The sequence below is a fragment of the Streptomyces gelaticus genome, from assembly GCF_014649535.1.
In the GTDB taxonomy this organism is placed as follows: domain Bacteria; phylum Actinomycetota; class Actinomycetes; order Streptomycetales; family Streptomycetaceae; genus Streptomyces; species Streptomyces gelaticus.
The window spans coordinates 81,543-95,753 of the sequence record NZ_BMTF01000016.1 but is presented as its reverse complement, the minus strand read 5'-3'; the positions used below and the strand labels follow the sequence as shown (position 1 = coordinate 95,753).

The 14,211-nt window shown below is 69.0% G+C and carries 15 protein-coding genes and 1 pseudogene; 6 read left to right on the top strand and 10 right to left on the bottom strand.

The genetic code is table 11. The annotated features are described in order from the left end of the window. Window positions 1-49: 49 nt before the first annotated feature. Complete coding sequence (locus IE107_RS22495; protein ID WP_189545662.1) at window positions 50-841, bottom strand: hypothetical protein; 792 nt, start codon at window positions 839-841, stop codon at window positions 50-52. Between the two features lie 188 nt (window positions 842-1,029). Here IE107_RS22495 and IE107_RS22490 point away from each other — a divergent pair, with 188 nt between their 5' ends. Next, window positions 1,030-2,040 (top strand): phosphotransferase family protein, encoded by a 1,011-nt coding sequence (locus tag IE107_RS22490; RefSeq protein WP_189545660.1) that lies wholly within the window; start codon window positions 1,030-1,032, stop codon window positions 2,038-2,040. A gap of 16 nt (window positions 2,041-2,056) precedes the next feature. On the opposite strand, the gene IE107_RS35800 is transcribed toward IE107_RS22490, so the two are convergent. From IE107_RS35800 to mshA, 3 genes are all read right to left on the bottom strand, one after another. Next, entirely contained in the window at window positions 2,057-2,188 is a 132-nt protein-coding gene (locus IE107_RS35800; RefSeq protein ID WP_268246611.1) for a hypothetical protein, read from the bottom strand. A 106-nt stretch (window positions 2,189-2,294) separates the two neighbouring features. After that, window positions 2,295-2,837, bottom strand: coding sequence for a type III secretion system chaperone family protein (locus IE107_RS22485; RefSeq protein WP_189545658.1), 543 nt, complete (start codon window positions 2,835-2,837; stop codon window positions 2,295-2,297). 14 nt (window positions 2,838-2,851) lie between these two features. Next, complete coding sequence (mshA, locus tag IE107_RS22480; protein WP_189545656.1) at window positions 2,852-4,204, bottom strand: D-inositol-3-phosphate glycosyltransferase; 1,353 nt, start codon at window positions 4,202-4,204, stop codon at window positions 2,852-2,854. Window positions 4,205-4,386: 182 nt separating this feature from the next. On the opposite strand from mshA, the gene IE107_RS22475 reads away from it, so the two are divergent. The 3 genes from IE107_RS22475 (at window position 4,387) to IE107_RS22465 (ending at window position 8,221) form a co-directional block, all read left to right on the top strand. Next, window positions 4,387-5,163 carry a class I SAM-dependent methyltransferase gene (locus tag IE107_RS22475; protein ID WP_189545654.1) on the top strand — a complete coding sequence of 259 codons (777 nt, stop codon included), beginning with the start codon at window positions 4,387-4,389 and terminating at the stop codon, window positions 5,161-5,163. A gap of 260 nt (window positions 5,164-5,423) precedes the next feature. After that, a complete protein-coding gene (locus IE107_RS22470; protein ID WP_189545652.1) occupies window positions 5,424-6,500 on the top strand; it encodes a C40 family peptidase in 1,077 nt (358 codons plus the stop codon). Window positions 6,501-6,880: 380 nt separating this feature from the next. Then, window positions 6,881-8,221: a PP2C family protein-serine/threonine phosphatase gene (locus IE107_RS22465; protein WP_189545651.1), complete on the top strand. Its 1,341-nt coding sequence runs from the start codon at window positions 6,881-6,883 to the stop codon at window positions 8,219-8,221. Window positions 8,222-8,243: 22 nt separating this feature from the next. Here IE107_RS22465 and IE107_RS22460 read toward each other — a convergent pair whose 3' ends face one another. The 5 genes from IE107_RS22460 to IE107_RS22440 all read right to left on the bottom strand — a co-directional run bounded on the left by IE107_RS22460 (window position 8,244) and on the right by IE107_RS22440 (window position 11,535). Beyond that, window positions 8,244-8,585, bottom strand: coding sequence for a DUF2516 family protein (locus tag IE107_RS22460; protein WP_189545649.1), 342 nt, complete (start codon window positions 8,583-8,585; stop codon window positions 8,244-8,246). A 144-nt stretch (window positions 8,586-8,729) separates the two neighbouring features. Beyond that, window positions 8,730-9,386: a hypothetical protein gene (locus IE107_RS22455; protein ID WP_189545647.1), complete on the bottom strand. Its 657-nt coding sequence runs from the start codon at window positions 9,384-9,386 to the stop codon at window positions 8,730-8,732. A gap of 27 nt (window positions 9,387-9,413) precedes the next feature. Beyond that, window positions 9,414-9,902 carry a helix-turn-helix domain-containing protein gene (locus IE107_RS22450; RefSeq protein ID WP_229867169.1) on the bottom strand — a complete coding sequence of 163 codons (489 nt, stop codon included), beginning with the start codon at window positions 9,900-9,902 and terminating at the stop codon, window positions 9,414-9,416. A gap of 597 nt (window positions 9,903-10,499) precedes the next feature. Beyond that, on the bottom strand, window positions 10,500-10,682 hold the full coding sequence (locus IE107_RS22445; RefSeq protein WP_229867168.1) for a hypothetical protein: 183 nt from the start codon (window positions 10,680-10,682) through the stop codon (window positions 10,500-10,502). Between the two features lie 205 nt (window positions 10,683-10,887). Beyond that, entirely contained in the window at window positions 10,888-11,535 is a 648-nt protein-coding gene (locus tag IE107_RS22440) for a hypothetical protein (RefSeq protein WP_189545645.1), read from the bottom strand. A 207-nt stretch (window positions 11,536-11,742) separates the two neighbouring features. Between IE107_RS22440 and IE107_RS36180 the strand changes: the two are divergent. Together IE107_RS36180 and IE107_RS35190 are read left to right on the top strand one after the other, a co-directional pair. Then, window positions 11,743-12,417: pseudogene (locus IE107_RS36180) on the top strand (IS701 family transposase); the annotation flags it as partial. A gap of 43 nt (window positions 12,418-12,460) precedes the next feature. Continuing rightward, the gene (locus IE107_RS35190) at window positions 12,461-12,856 is read left to right on the top strand and encodes a hypothetical protein (protein WP_229867165.1); all 396 of its coding nucleotides are present in this window, start codon (window positions 12,461-12,463) and stop codon (window positions 12,854-12,856) included. 276 nt (window positions 12,857-13,132) lie between these two features. Here IE107_RS35190 and IE107_RS22430 read toward each other — a convergent pair whose 3' ends face one another. Then, complete coding sequence (locus IE107_RS22430; protein WP_189545641.1) at window positions 13,133-14,041, bottom strand: beta propeller repeat protein; 909 nt, start codon at window positions 14,039-14,041, stop codon at window positions 13,133-13,135. Window positions 14,042-14,211 lie beyond the last annotated feature (170 nt).

Genomic DNA, 14,211 nt, shown 5'->3' with positions numbered 1-14,211 from the left:
GTACGAGTACTCACGCGTGGAGCAGCACGTACTCGTCCATCCCGCGCCGCTACGCCAGCTTCGCGGCCTGCGCCTCGATCACCGCGGTCGGCAGCTCGAAGTCCTCGACTTCACCGGCGAGTACGGCCATGTTCAACGAGGAGAACGAGGCGAACGAGGCGCCCTGGCGCATGGCCACGAGCTTGAGCTCGACCTTCTCCCCTTCCTGTTCCAGCTGCACGGTCCAGGCTGCCGCCTCCTCGCCGCCCTTGACCTGCTCCTCGGTGATCTTGGTGACCTTCTGCTTCTCACCGGCCGCCGTGAACCCGAAGCCGCCGGCGCACTCGGTGGCCGCGGTGCGCAGCGCGGCCACCGACTCCTGCGCGCCCTTGCCGTCGTACGAACCGAGGGCCAGCTGCGTCGTCGTGACGTCGAACGCCGCCTTGAACGCCTCCTCGACGTCCTCACTGTCCTGCTTCGCCAGGTCGCCCTTCTTCGGCTCACTGACGACTGTGCGCTTGGTGAACGCGGCCGGCTCGCCGACCTGCGCACCCATCAGCGCGTTGACGAACGGGGCACAGACCTCCTTGTCGGTCTTGATGTCGTCGACGGAGATCGTGTCCTTGGCCGCGGCCTTGGAGATCTTGTGCGCCTTGACGTCGCCCTGGGCCAGCGCGGCCTTCTCCAGCTCGGCGGCGCTCAGCGCCTTGGCCGCGGGCGCGGCGGCCGCGGACTCCTTGGCCTTGGCGTCCGCCCCCTTGTCACCGGAACCGGAATCCGAGCCGCCGCATGCGGTGGCAAACAGGGCCAGGGACACCGCAGTGGCGGCAACAGCGGTACGGCGTATGGCGGTGGAACGCATGGTCCGGTCCGTCTCTATGAGCAGGGTGTTCGATTTTGCTCACTCTATGAGTGAAAAATGGTTTGATGATCAATCAAGTCGGGCACGGGATCTGATCGTGATGGCGCTGTGATCATCCTGTGAACGCGCTGTCCGACGAGGCGAGTTCACACCGGGACCGGAATCCGACACAGAGGTGCGATCACCCCATGCAGGCTGATGGAACAACCCACGCCGTCCTCCGCTCGGTCGGCCTGACGGAGGACCGGATCGCCGCATGCGCACCGCTCACCGGAGGCACGTTCAACACGGTCTCCCGGGTGACGCTCACCGACGGCAGCGAGCAGGTGGTGAAGACACCGCCGCCCGCGGCCCCCGGAACACTGCTGGGCTACGAACGCGATCTGCTGGTCAACGAGACCACGTTCTACAACTACGCAAAGGGCTCGGCCCCGGTCCCCCGCGTCCTGCACAGCGAGCTCGACGCAACCGCGCCGACCGGCCCGTACGTGATCATGTCGGCCTGCCCGGGGCGGCCCTGGAGCGAGTTCGCTCCCGGCTCCCTGCCTGCCGAGGAGGAGCGCCGGCTCAGGGAGGACCTGGGGCGGATCGTCGCCCGGCTGCACGCCGTCACCCACCCGGCCGGCTTCGGCTATCCCTCCCTGGCGGGGGGCCCGTTGGTCCCGGCCTGGCGGCAGGCGTTCACGGCGATGACCGATGCCGTCCTCGCCGACGCGGACACCTACCGGGCCCGGCTGCCGCGCCCGGCGGCCGGTGTCCGCGCCCTGCTCGCCGCCGCGTCGCCGGTGCTCGACGACGTCACACGTCCCGCCCTGGTCCACTTCGACCTGTGGCAGGGCAACCTTCTCGTCGACGGCGGGCCGGGGGCACGGAGCATCGGCGGGATCGTCGACGGCGAGCGGATGTTCTGGGGCGACCCGGTCGCCGACTTCGTATCGCTCGCGCTGTTCGGGGACATGGAGAAGGACGAGGACTTCCTCGCCGGGTACGCGGACGGCAGCGGGCGGCCGGTGGTGTTCGACGCCTCCGTACGGCTGCGGCTCGCGCTCTACCGCTGCTACCTCTACCTGATCATGCTGGTGGAGACCGTCCCGCGCCGCGCTCCCCAGGAGGACCGGGACTGGGCCTGGACGCATGTCGCCCCGCAGCTCGAATCGGCCCTGGCGGACGTGGGGTCGGCGCTGCGGGCCAGGGACTGATCCCGCGGTGCCGGCCTCAGCCGACCAGTGCCCGCCGGGCCTCGTACAGATTGGGCGGCCACACCGCTTCCGGTGTCCCGTACGCCTCCAGCCGGGTGTGCAGATCGCCGCCGAAGTCGGGGACGCCGATCTGGTCGAACCCCGTCACCTCGCTGATGCCGACCGTCGCGCTGTACGGGGCGAGCCGGTCGCGAGCATGCCACGGTGCCCGGCGCGACGAAAGGGGCGCGCACCGGGGAATGCCCGGGCGGGGGTCAGTTGCTCCGGTCGGCGGGGCGCTGGGTCAGGTGGGTGAACGCGTCCAGGTTCCGGGTGGATTCGCCGCGCGCCACCCGCCACTCGTACTCCTTGCGGATCGAGCTCGCGAAGCCCAGCTCCAGCAGGGTGTTGAAGGAGCCGTCGGCCGCTTCGAGGACCGTGCCGAGCAGCCGGTCCAGCTCCTGCGGGGTGACCACGGAGAGCGGCAGCTTGCCTGCCAGATAGATGTCGCCGAGCCCGTCGATCGCGTAACTCACCCCGAAGAGACGGAGGTTGCGCTCCAGCAGCCAGCGGTGGACCGCGGCGTCGTTCTCGTCCGGGCGGCGTACGACGAAGGCGTTGAGGGAGAGCGAGTGCTTGCCGACGCGCAGCGAGCAGGTGGTGGACAGCTTGCGCGTGCCCGGCAGCTTGACCACGTAGTCACCCGGCCCGGGGCTCTCCCATTCGAGCCCGGCGTCCGTCAGGGTCGCCTCGATGACCTGTACGACCTGCGTCGTCGCCGCTTCGGTCGGTGCCGCTCCGTCGGGTACGTCAGCCATGGTGCGAGCGTACGTCAGACGTGGAGCGGGCGTACGCGGCGGCGGTGTTCGTGCATCGCGGCCGTGTACACGTCAGCGGTCGCGGAGGCGGCGGTGTCCCAGCCGAAGCCCTGGGCGTGCGCGGCGGCCGCCGCACCCATCCGGGCGACCAGTTCCGGCGACTCGGCGAACCTGGCCAGCGCCCGCGCGTACGCCTGCGGGTCGTGCCCGGGTATCAGGAAGCCGCTGACCCCGTCCCGTACCGCCACCGGCAGACCGCCCACGGCCGCCGCGACGACGGGGGTGCCCACCGCCTGCGCCTCTATGGCGACCAGACCGAAGGACTCGCTGTGCGAGGGCATGACCAGCACCGAGGCGGCCCGGAACCAGTCGGCGAGCTGCTCCTGCCCGACCGGCGGCTGGAACCGTACGACATCGGCGATGCCCAGCCGCGCCGCCAGCTTCTGCAGCTCCTCCGGCTTGGCCAGCCCACTGCCGCTCGGGCCGCCGACGACCGGTACGACCATCCGGGAGCGCAGCGTGGGGTCGCGGTCCAGCAGGACGGCGACCGCCCGCAGCAGCACGTCGGGGGCCTTCAGAGGCTGGATGCGGCCCGCGAAGAGCGGAATCAGGGCGTCCTTCGGCAGTCCGAGGCGCGCCCGGGCCGCGGCCCGCCCGTCGGCGGGGCTGAAGCGGTCCAGGTTGACCCCGGGGTGGACGACGGCGACGGAGCCGGGATCGGCGTCGTAGAAGCGGACGAGCTCGTCCGCCTCCTCGGCGGTGTTGGCGATCAGCCGGTTCGCCGCGTCGACGATCTGGGTCTCGCCGATGACGCGGGCCGCCGGTTCGGGGGTGTCGCCCGCCGCGAGCGCCGCGTTCTTGACCTTCGCCATGGTGTGCATGGCGTGGACGAGGGGAGCGCCCCAGCGCTGGGCGGCGAGCCAGCCGACATGGCCGGAGAGCCAGTAATGGGAGTGGACGAGGTCGTAGTAGCCGGGGCGCTGCCCGGCCCACGCCTGCATCACGCCGTGCGTGAAGGCGCAGAGCTGGGCGGGCAGCTCCTCCTTGGCCAGGCCCTCGTACGGCCCCGCGTCGATGTGCCGGACCAGGACGCCGGGCGCCAGCTCGACCACCGGAGGGAGCCCGCCGGCGGTGGAGCGGGTGAAGATCTCGACCTCGATGTTGATCGCGGCGAGGCGCCTGGCCAGTTCCACGATGTAGACGTTCATGCCGCCCGCGTCGCCCGTGCCCGGCTGGTGCAGCGGAGAGGTGTGCACGGAGAGCATCGCGATGCGGCGGGGCTTGCGGTGGCCGCCGGGGAACGCGGTGGGGAACCTGAGGCGCGGCGCGACACGGCTGCTGCCGCGCCGGGAGACGTACTGATTCACGTCGTCCGGTCCTCCTCATTCAGGGCATGACACCGAAGGGACCCGAGCCCCTGCGAACGGCTGCAACAGCGGAATCTCTCCTTTCATTTCCGTTTTGCCAAATCATTGCGATGCTCACGCCGCGCCCGGCGGCCCCAGGGCGCGCGTCACCCGCCTGCCGGGGGATCGTTACGCTCGCTGTCATGCGCCCCATCGGCACCGCGACCCGCGGGACCACCAACCCGAACCGGCTCCGCCGCATGGACCGCTGGATCGCCGCCACCCACGGCCCGGCGCTGCGCCGCGCCGGCCACCCCGTCGCCGTCGACCTCGGTTACGGCGCCGCGCCCTGGACCGCCGTCGAGCTGCTGCACCGGCTGCGCACCGCCGAGCCGCGCACCTGTGTGGTCGGCGTCGAGATCGACCCGGAGCGGGTCGCGGCGGCAAAGCCGTACGAGTGCGAGGGCCTGACCTTCCTGCACGGCGGCTTCGAGATCCCGCTCCCCGAGCGCCCCGATCTCATCCGGGCGGCGAATGTGCTGCGCCAGTACGACGAGGGCGAGGTCGACGCGGTCTGGCGGCGGCTGTGCGCCCGGCTCGCACCGGGCGGGCTGCTGGTGGAGGGCACCTGCGACGAGATCGGGCGCCGCCACGTATGGGTGGCGCTCGGCCCGGAGGGGCCGCGCACGGTCACGTTCGCGACCCGGCTCGCCTCCCTCGACCGCCCCTCCGACCTCGCGGAGCGCCTGCCCAAGGCGCTGATCCACCGCAATGTCCCGGGCGAGCCGGTCCACGCGTTCCTGCGGGACTTCGACCGGGCGTGGGCCGCGGCGGCCCCGTACGCCTCACTCGGCGCCCGGCAGCGCTGGATCGCTGCGGTGCGGTCGCTGTCGGGCGACTGGCCGCTGGCCGACGGGGTACGGCGGTGGCGCCAGGGCGAAGTCACGGTGGAATGGGCCGCCCTCCGGCCCAACCCGTAGCCGACCGCGCCGCCCCGTGGCCCGACCGCACCGCGCAGAACTGCGGGGCGGTGTCGGGGGGGGGCGGCGGACGGGAACGGGAACGCCGCACCGTTCGTCCAGACAGAGGGGAGCAGGGGGAAGTCGGGGGACAGCCGCAGGGAAGCAACCGTCAGGACGCCGGGCGTGTGCCTCTGTTGCTTTTCGGTACGGCATGGCACGATCTCGACATCGGCGAATAGTTACTGACGGTAAATCAGATTCATTCGGAGGGGAATCTCGTGAACCGACGTCACTGTGCCTCAGCCGCGATCACTCTGGTCTGCGCGCTGTCCGTACTCATCACGCCGGTCCAGGCCTTCGCCGAGCCCGCGCCCCCGTCCGCCTCCGACGCACGGCCCGGCCCCGGGTCCAAGGCGCCGAAGAAGAGCCTCGAAGAGGTGCGCAAGGAGATCGACGCCCTCTACCGCAAGGCCGGAGCGGCGACCGACGCGTACAACCTCGCCGAGGAGAAGGCCGAGAAGCAGTCCGGCGAGATCGTGAAGCTGGCCCGCGCCATAGTCGTGGGCCAGTCGAAGATCGCCGAGCTCAAGAGCCAGGCGGGCGCCCAGGCCCGCGAGCAGTACCGCAGCGGGGGGCTGCCGCCCGGCGCCCAGTTCATGCTCAGCGACGACCCGCAGCTGTTCCTGGACGGGGTGAGCCGGGTCAGGGAGGGCCAGCAGGCCGCCCAGGGCGTGCTCGGCGAACTGACCAGGACTCAGCAGGACCTGGAGACGTACACCAAGGACGCGAGCGCCAACTGGAAGAAGCTCGAAGCCAACCGGGTCAAGCAGGCCAAGGCCAAGAAGAAGATCAACGCGCAGATCGCCGCGGCGAAGAAGCTGGAGTCGCAGCTCAAGAAGGAAGAGCTGGCCCGCCTGCTCAAGCTGGAGCAGGAGGCCGAGTACAAGCAGCAGACGGCCTGGCTCAGCTCCGGCGCCCTGAAGGACATCAACCGCGAGGCGAGCGCGAGCGGCAAGAAGGCGGTGGCCTTCGCGACCGCGCAGATCGGCAAGCCGTACGTCTGGGGCGCCGAGGGCCCCAAGTCGTACGACTGCTCGGGGCTCACGTCACAGGCCTGGGCGGCGGCGGGCCGGCCGATCCCCCGCACCTCGCAGGAGCAGTGGCGGCTGCTGCCGCACATCGCCATCAAGGACATGCGCCCCGGCGACCTGATCATCTACCACGGTGACGCCAGTCACGTGGGCATGTACGTCGGCGACGGCGCGATCGTGCACGCCCCCCGCCCCGGCCGCAACGTCACACTGGCGGGCGCGGGCTCGATGCAGATACTCGGCGTCGTACGCCCGGACAAGTAGCCCCGGACCGGACGGGACCAAGCCCGTCCGGCGGTCGAGAACACAGCGCTCCCGGGGCATCCCGGGGCGTCCCGGGCACCTCGCGACGCCCCGCGCCGGGACCTCGCACCCCCCGCGGGTCACCCCCGTCCCCACGGGCGTGACCCGCGCCACCCGTCGCCCGCCACCCCGCGTGAGCTTTGTCATGCCCGGACACCTCCCCCACCCCGGCCCATCTCGCCGGATCCGTGACCTGACGCGGCTTATGGCTGTGCATATGCCGGAGGCCGATCGCGGAACGCCATTCCGTTCCCCCGCCGCGGACCGCTATCGTCCCGGTCTGGCGGGTCGTCGATCGTCGTCCCGCCGCGCCCTCGGGGGGAGGGAAGGAAATCCGACCGATGCCCGTACCCGAACCGCAGCACGGTGCCGAAGCCGCTGCGGAGGCCTCCCACGGCGCCGACCTCACCCTGCTGGTGATCGAGGACGACCCGGCGGGCACCTTCACCGTCCCCGAGCTCCCGGCCGCGGCCGGCACGAGGGTGCGCATCCGCACCGCCCGCAACCTGACCGAGGCGGGCCGGCTCCTCACGGACGACGTCGACTGCGTCCTGCTGGACCTCGCCCTGCCCACCGGCAGCGAGACCCGTGCCTCCGGCGCCGGGAACGCGGAGGAAGCCGACGGCCTCGCCGCCCTCCAGCACGTACTGCGGATCGCCCCGCGCCACGCCGTCCTCGCCCTCACGGCACAGGACGACACCGAGCTGGCCGCCGCGGCTGTGCAGGTCGGCGCCCAGGACTACCTCTTCCGCGACGAACTCGACGGACGGCTGCTCAGCCGCGCCATCCGGTACGCCGTCGAACGCAAGCGCGCCGACGTCGCCCAGCGCCGGCTCACCGAGTCGACCCTGCGTGCCCAGGAGAACGCCCGCCTCGAACGCGGCCTGCTCCCCACCCCGCTGCTCGAAGGCTCCGATCTGCGCTTCGCGGCCCGCTACCGCCCCGGCCGCAGCCGCGCCCTGCTCGGCGGGGACTTCTACGACACGGTCCGCACACCCGACGGCACCGTCCACGTGATGATCGGCGACGTCTGCGGGCACGGCCCCGACGAGGCGGCGCTCGGTGTGGAACTGCGCATAGCGTGGCGGGCGTTGACCCTGGCCGGGCTCTGCGGCGACGAACTGCTCTCCACCCTCCAGCAGGTCCTGGAGCACGAGCGGGAGAGCGAGGAGATCTTCGCGACGCTCTGCACCGTCGACATCGCCCCCGACGGCCGGCGCGCGGGGCTCTGCCTGGCGGGCCACCCCGCCCCGCTGATAGCCCGGCCCGGACGGGCCGCGCACCTGCTCCCGTACGAGGACGGCGGACCGGCCCTGGGCCTGCTGCCGCGCGCCCGCTGGCCGCGCCGCCAGGTGGATCTCGGCGGCTCCTGGAGCCTGATGATGTACACGGACGGGCTGATCGAGGGGCGCGTGAGCGAGTCCGGCACTCAGCGGCTGGGCCAGGACGGCATGGTCGCGATGATCAACCGGCAGCTGGCCCAGGGGCTCACCGGCGAGGACCTCCTGGAGGCCGCGGTCACCCAGGTGCGGGAGCTGAACGGCGGCGAACTCACCGACGACGTCGCGGTCCTCCTGCTCGACCGCGACGAGGAGCACGTACACCGGCGGTTCCCGAACGGCGGCCGGGGCCGGGGCGTCCCGCGCCCCCGCCCCGGATCGGCACTGCCCATGGCGCCGTGAGCGCCGCGAAACCCGCGAACGCTCAGCGCCCGCCGTTGTAGGGCCCGTACGGCCCGTCGCTGCTGGAGCCGCCGCGCCGGCCGCCGCGGCCGCCGCCCGAGACCGCCTGGAGCGCGGGCCGCACGTCCACCAGGAAGACGATGGAGGCGACCGCGCCCGCGAGCTGCAGGAACAGCATCGGCACGAAGAGGTTCACGGCGACGGTGATGCCGAGGATGATCAGCCAGAAGGACTTCTTCTGCTTGTCCGCGGCCCGGTAGGCGTCCTCACGGGCCATCGCGGCCATGATCAGTGCGACCACGGCAAGCACGAGCATGACCATGTAGAGCAGCCAGACGAATGTGCTGAATCCTGTGAGCAACATGGTGTGCACCGCCTATTGAATGGATGAGCGCCTCGCTGCCAAGGTACCGGGAGAACGGACCGGCCCCCCTGGAAGGTGCCCGGCCCGCGCCCCGCTACACACGGCGGCGCCACGGCACCGCCCGGGGTGCCGCGGCGCCGGGTGCTACTTCGCGCTCGGCGGAGTGGTCTTCTTCGCGGCGGGCTTGCGCGCGGGCGCCTTGCGGGCGGGCGCGGCCGGGGTCCTGCCCTCCGGCTTGACGGCCTTCGGTGCGGGCTTCGGCGCGGGCTTCGGAGCGGGGGCGGCCTTCGCCTGACCGGGCTTGGCGGCCGGCGCGGTCCTGGTGGTGCCCGCCGGCTTGGACTCCTTGCGCGGCTCGACGACGACGGCGATCTCGACGATCTCCTCGGCCGTCTCGCCGCGCCAGTGCTTCACGGTCTGCTCGCCGCGCTCGGCGACCTTCTCGTACGTCTCCCGGGCCCGCACCGCGTACTCCGCGGCCACGCCGAGACTCCGCAGCGCCAGATCCTGCGCGCTCTCGCCCAGCTTCCGCAGGTCGCTGTCGAAGGATCCGATCACCTCGGTGACCTTGGCCTGCACGGTGGCCTGCGCCTCCTTGGCCTGCGCGGCCACCTTCTCCTGCACGGCCTTGGGGTCGGCGTTGCGCACGGCCTCGATACGCTCCGGCGCCTCGGCGCGCAGCTGCTCGATCAGCGCCGGGACCTTGCGCGCCTGCTCGACGGCGAGGTCGGCCGTACCGGCGGCGAAGTAGAGGGGGGTCGGGTCGGTGAGGGTCTTGCGCAGGTCATCGGTGATGGCCATGACTGTGGTCCTCCCGGATCATCAGACTCAGTGTGAGGGTTTCTCTTGCGTTGAAGGCTCTGAAGGCTCTGAAGGCTCTGAAGGCTCTGAAGCCGTGTCGGCACCGGCGGCCGGCTCCGGTTCGTCGCCGGTCTCCGATCCGGCCGCGACGCCGGATTCCGGTCCGGGCACGAACCCGTTCTCCCTGCGGAAGGAGTCGTAGATCTGCAGCAGAACGCTCTTCTGCCGCTCGTTTATGGACGGATCGGCCAGAATCACCGCCCGCGTCTCCAGCTCCTCCCGCTCCCGCTCGTCCAGAATCCCGGCCCGTACGTAAAGGGTCTCGGCGGAGATCCGCAGCGCCTTGGCGACCTGTTGCAGCACCTCGGCGCTCGGCTTGCGCAGCCCGCGCTCGATCTGGCTGAGGTAGGGGTTGGACACCCCGGCGGCATCGGCGAGCTGCCGCAGCGACAGCTGCGCGTTGCGCCGTTGTTCGCGCAGGTACTCACCGAGATTGCCGACGTTGAGTGATGCCATACCCCGATGGTGCGCCACCCTTGCTAACTTTTGCAAGCAGACGCTTGCAAAAGTGCGCCACACCACTCGCCCGGCCCCGTGTGACTTCCAGCGATGGATGTCACCTTCCAGCGATTATTGTCACCGGTGGGTGCACGGGTCACACGGAGTGTGACTGAGCGCTTCGCTCACGGCCGTGCGGACCAGCCAGTAACCGCAGCGAGCGTTCCGTTCTTCCGGCGAGCGGCCGCAGCCCAGAATGCATGTTGCGCACCGCTCGGATTCGCAGCCTTCCGACCGCACCTGACACTCCGCATGACGAAGTGGGTGGAGCCCACCATCCGGCGGGAGCCCCCTTGTGCACCGTGGACCGCTGCTCAGAGCCCAGGTCTCCTCATGTCTGGGAACGACCCGGCCTGTTGTAGAAGTGTGCGTTCTCGCCTTTTACCCAGGGCCACAAGCGCGCCCGCTTCGCCATGTCGGAGGGAGCCACCAGCCACCCACTCGCGGCACGGCCCCGGCGTTGTTCTGCTCTGTCCGGTTTCGTGATGGTTGATTACGACTCGGTATGCGATTGAGGTCGGGGCGTGCTCGCCTGGCGGGTTGGCTGGTGGGTGATCAGCAGGCGGCCGGGCGGACGAGCACCAGTTCAGTGCTGGTACTTCGTCGGGTGGGCCTGCGCGCCGCGCGGTCGGAGATCAGGCCGGCGATGGCAGCGTGCGTTTCGGCGTAGTACTCGCGCCGTCCGATGTACCGCTGGAGCGGCCGCCACTTCTTCTCCTCGCCGATGGTGTGCTCCACGCAGATCCGTGCCGAGGGCTCTCTCCCTTGATCTGTGGCGCAGCGACCCCCTCTCCGCCTGACGCACCGGCGCACCTCGCCCTTCGTACGCCGGGTGGGCGGACCTTTGTTGCTCAGCCGTTCAAGGGGGCCCTGTGCCTGTGCCGTCCGCTCCTGTCCGCCCCAGCCTGTGGCAGGACGCCGACTTCCGCAGACTCTGGGTGGGTCAGACCGCCTCGCAGTTCGGGGGCGGGCAAAGGATGGGGCGACCGTTGAGTGCTGCTTCGTAGATCTTGTCCCGGTCTGCCTTCCCCTTCCTGTACGGCCGCTCGTGCGGTATCAGCACTTCAGGCGCAAGGACCTCGGACAGGTCATCGTCGTAGTCAAAGGTGGCCTCCTGAGGCTGGCCACTGTCGACGACAAGCGTGTAGGGGCCGATGTCGACCGGTGTGTACGTGGTTCCGCGGACAATGATGAGACCCTCTTCGCTGATTCCGTCCGGGTGTTCGACGGCATGGGTGGCGATCAGGTCCCCTCTCACGATCAGGTTCGTGCCAAAGCTGACCGTCACGCTTCGTGTCCGCAGAGAGCCGGTGATCAGCAGAAGATTGGGATGGTCCCCATCCGCCCACTGGAGCTCACCGTCTACGTTCAGGTCTCCGTCGATGATGACGTTGTAACGCCACAGGTCCGACGCGTCGCTGGTGCGGAGATCACTGGTGGTGGAAAGCCCATCTTCGTAGAGAAGGGTCTCTATTTCGTACTCGTCGCAGACATCCCCACACTCGTACATGTGCTCTTCGTGCAAGGAGAAGCGTTCCTGAGCCTCATCGTCAGGAATGATCCGGTAGCCGGGCGGGACGTTAATTGTCATGCCGGCAACGTTAGATGACGGGTCAGACACGGCAGCTGTAGTTCGTGAGGCGTAGGGCAACGCTGCTGGTCAGCGTGGTGGATGGGGTGCCTGCGGGCAGAGGTGCGACCACCTGCATCGTGATCGTTTGTGAAGACGGAAAACGAAGCGGTGGCCGCGCAGGCCACGGTAGTACACGCCCTGTGGGACGAGTCCTTCGAGGGGTTGATGGACCGGGTGGCGAGCTGCTTCCCGCGCCGGGAGACCCGGCTGACCTGCCGGAACATGGTTCAGGGGCTGCTGATGGTCAAGGAATCGGCGAACTGCTGGTCACTGGCCGAGGCGATCGGCCACTCCGGCCCGCACGTCCTGCAGCACTTCCTGTCCCGGGCCCGCTTCGATACCGAGGCGATACGCCGGTCGGCCGCGGCCTGGACGGTGGAGCAACTCGGCGACCGGGAGGTGATGTTGGTGGTGGACGAGACGGGCGATGAGAAGTCGTCCCTCGACGCGGTCGGCGCCGGCCGCCAGTACTCCGGAGCCTTGGGCGGGATCGGACTGTGCCAGGTCGCGGTACATCTCTCCTACGTGAGCGCGCAGGGCCACGCGCTGATCGACCGCCGCCTCTATCTCGGTGAGGCGTGGGCCGGCGACGACGAACGCCGTGAACTGGCCGGGGTGCCCGACGAGACGACATTCGCCACCAAGCCGCGACTGGCCGGCGACATGCTCGCCGACGCGCACGCCTCGGGCGTCCGTACGGCGTGGGTGGCGGCCGACGAGGTCTACGGCGGCCGGGAGTTGCGCTGCCGGATCCGTACGCTGGGCTACGGCTGCGCGATCGCCGTGCCCACCAGCCACCGCGTCACCACCCCTCCAGCGCCACCGCCGCACCGGCACCCTCTCCTTCTGCCGCACCTGGCACCCCGACCCGCAACCGATATCAGTGCTGGTCAGCGCGGTCTGCCGCCGCTGGCGCGTCGAGGAGGACTCTCAAGGAGCCAAGGGCCTGGCCCACCTCGACACCGGCCAGGTCACCTGCTGGAACTCCTGGCACCGCTGGAGCCTCATGTCGGTGATCGCCTACGCGCTCCTGGCCGTCGGCGCCCTCCACGAGCGGCAACGCGCCAACCCCGCCGAGCCCGAGGACCACCTGGTCATGGTGCCCGTCAGTCCACGCGAACTCCGCGCCCTGCTCCGGACCTTCGTCCTGCCCCGCCCCTGCCAGGAAACCGATCCCACGCACGCGCTCCGCTGGTCACACTGGCGCCGCCGACACCAGCATCGCGCAGCCGACTGCCACCGCCGCTGGAACAACGTCACAGCAGTGGCCATCGCATAACAGGAACCTCACGAGTCACGAACTACAGCTGCCGTGAAGCAGCCCAAAAAAGATCAAAGGTCAACTATGCCGGGGCCGTGAGGGGAAGGGGCCAGACATATCCTCCTTGTCCGACGAGTTGTACGAGGCGGTTGTCGATTTTACTGAGGTCGTCGAGGTCGTAATGCGGTGCACACACGGCGTAATCGCGCAGGACAGCGAGGAAGCCGGGCTTCTTCGGCGTGTTGGTCGATGATGATGGGTACGGATATCAAACTGAGCCTGCCTGGGCCGATATCACGGGGTCACCTCGGTCCAACTCTGGCCATCCTCGGTCCAAACTACGTTCTTCGGTCCGCAGGACCAGAGAACACCATCATTTGCATGGAGATGACGGCAACTGGGCTTACCGGGCAACTTCATGTCGACTGCAACCAGATTGCCATTGCCGTCGAGGCGGAATAGACCGGAGTCACGGGTCAAATAGAGCTCGCCGTTGAACCACTCCATACCCCAGAGGTCGTCGCTGGTTGCGTCCTGTTCAATGGCTTCCCACTGCGAACCATTGCCACGCAGCAAAGTGCCCATCTGCCCGCATATAAACACTAAATCTTCGCGAACTACCTTGACCCGATGCAATACGAGATTGGTTGGGCTTTCCCGCTTGAACCATTTGCCTTCCAGGCGTTGCCAGATTTCGCCATTGAATCCGACGGCATAGAGATTTTCTTCTCTGAGGCCGTCGATGGAGTTGAAACCGCATAGTTCAATCTCGCCTCTGGGTAAAACTACTCCCTGGTCCTGACGCGTCCATTTGACTGGGCCCTCGCGACGATAAACCTGGCGGCCCATGCCAGTGGCGTAGGGCACACCATCGATGAGTTGGAGATCCCGAATAGGACCGCGACGAGCAGGGCCATCGAGAGAGTCGTCGATCTCTTCTTCGGTTGAGCCAGACATTGTGCTGACTGACACGATACCGTCCGGGCCTGTAGCGAACACCATGATTTCCGGTACTTCAATTGCGCAGATTCGCGTGGCGTGCCACTCGAGGTTGAAGGAGAACCAGCGGTTCTGGGACCTGTCCCACTTGAGCAGTTTGGAGGCGGTCGAACCACTTTCCTTCAATACATCGACTTGGGCGATGACCCGACCAACATTGCGGCTCTGCATGAAGCCGGAAAGGAAGGAGTATTCGTTAGACATAGCAAACCTATCGTTCTTGGAAATTGAACATTAAGCGGCTGAGCTGGCGTTGGATGTGATGCCCTTGATGGCCTCGATCGCCTGGTCGACAGTGCCCTGCTACGCGGCAGTCAGCGTGCCGGAAGAGCGCTTGTCCGAGCCTGGATCGCTGCGCACCGGTGTGTTGTCTT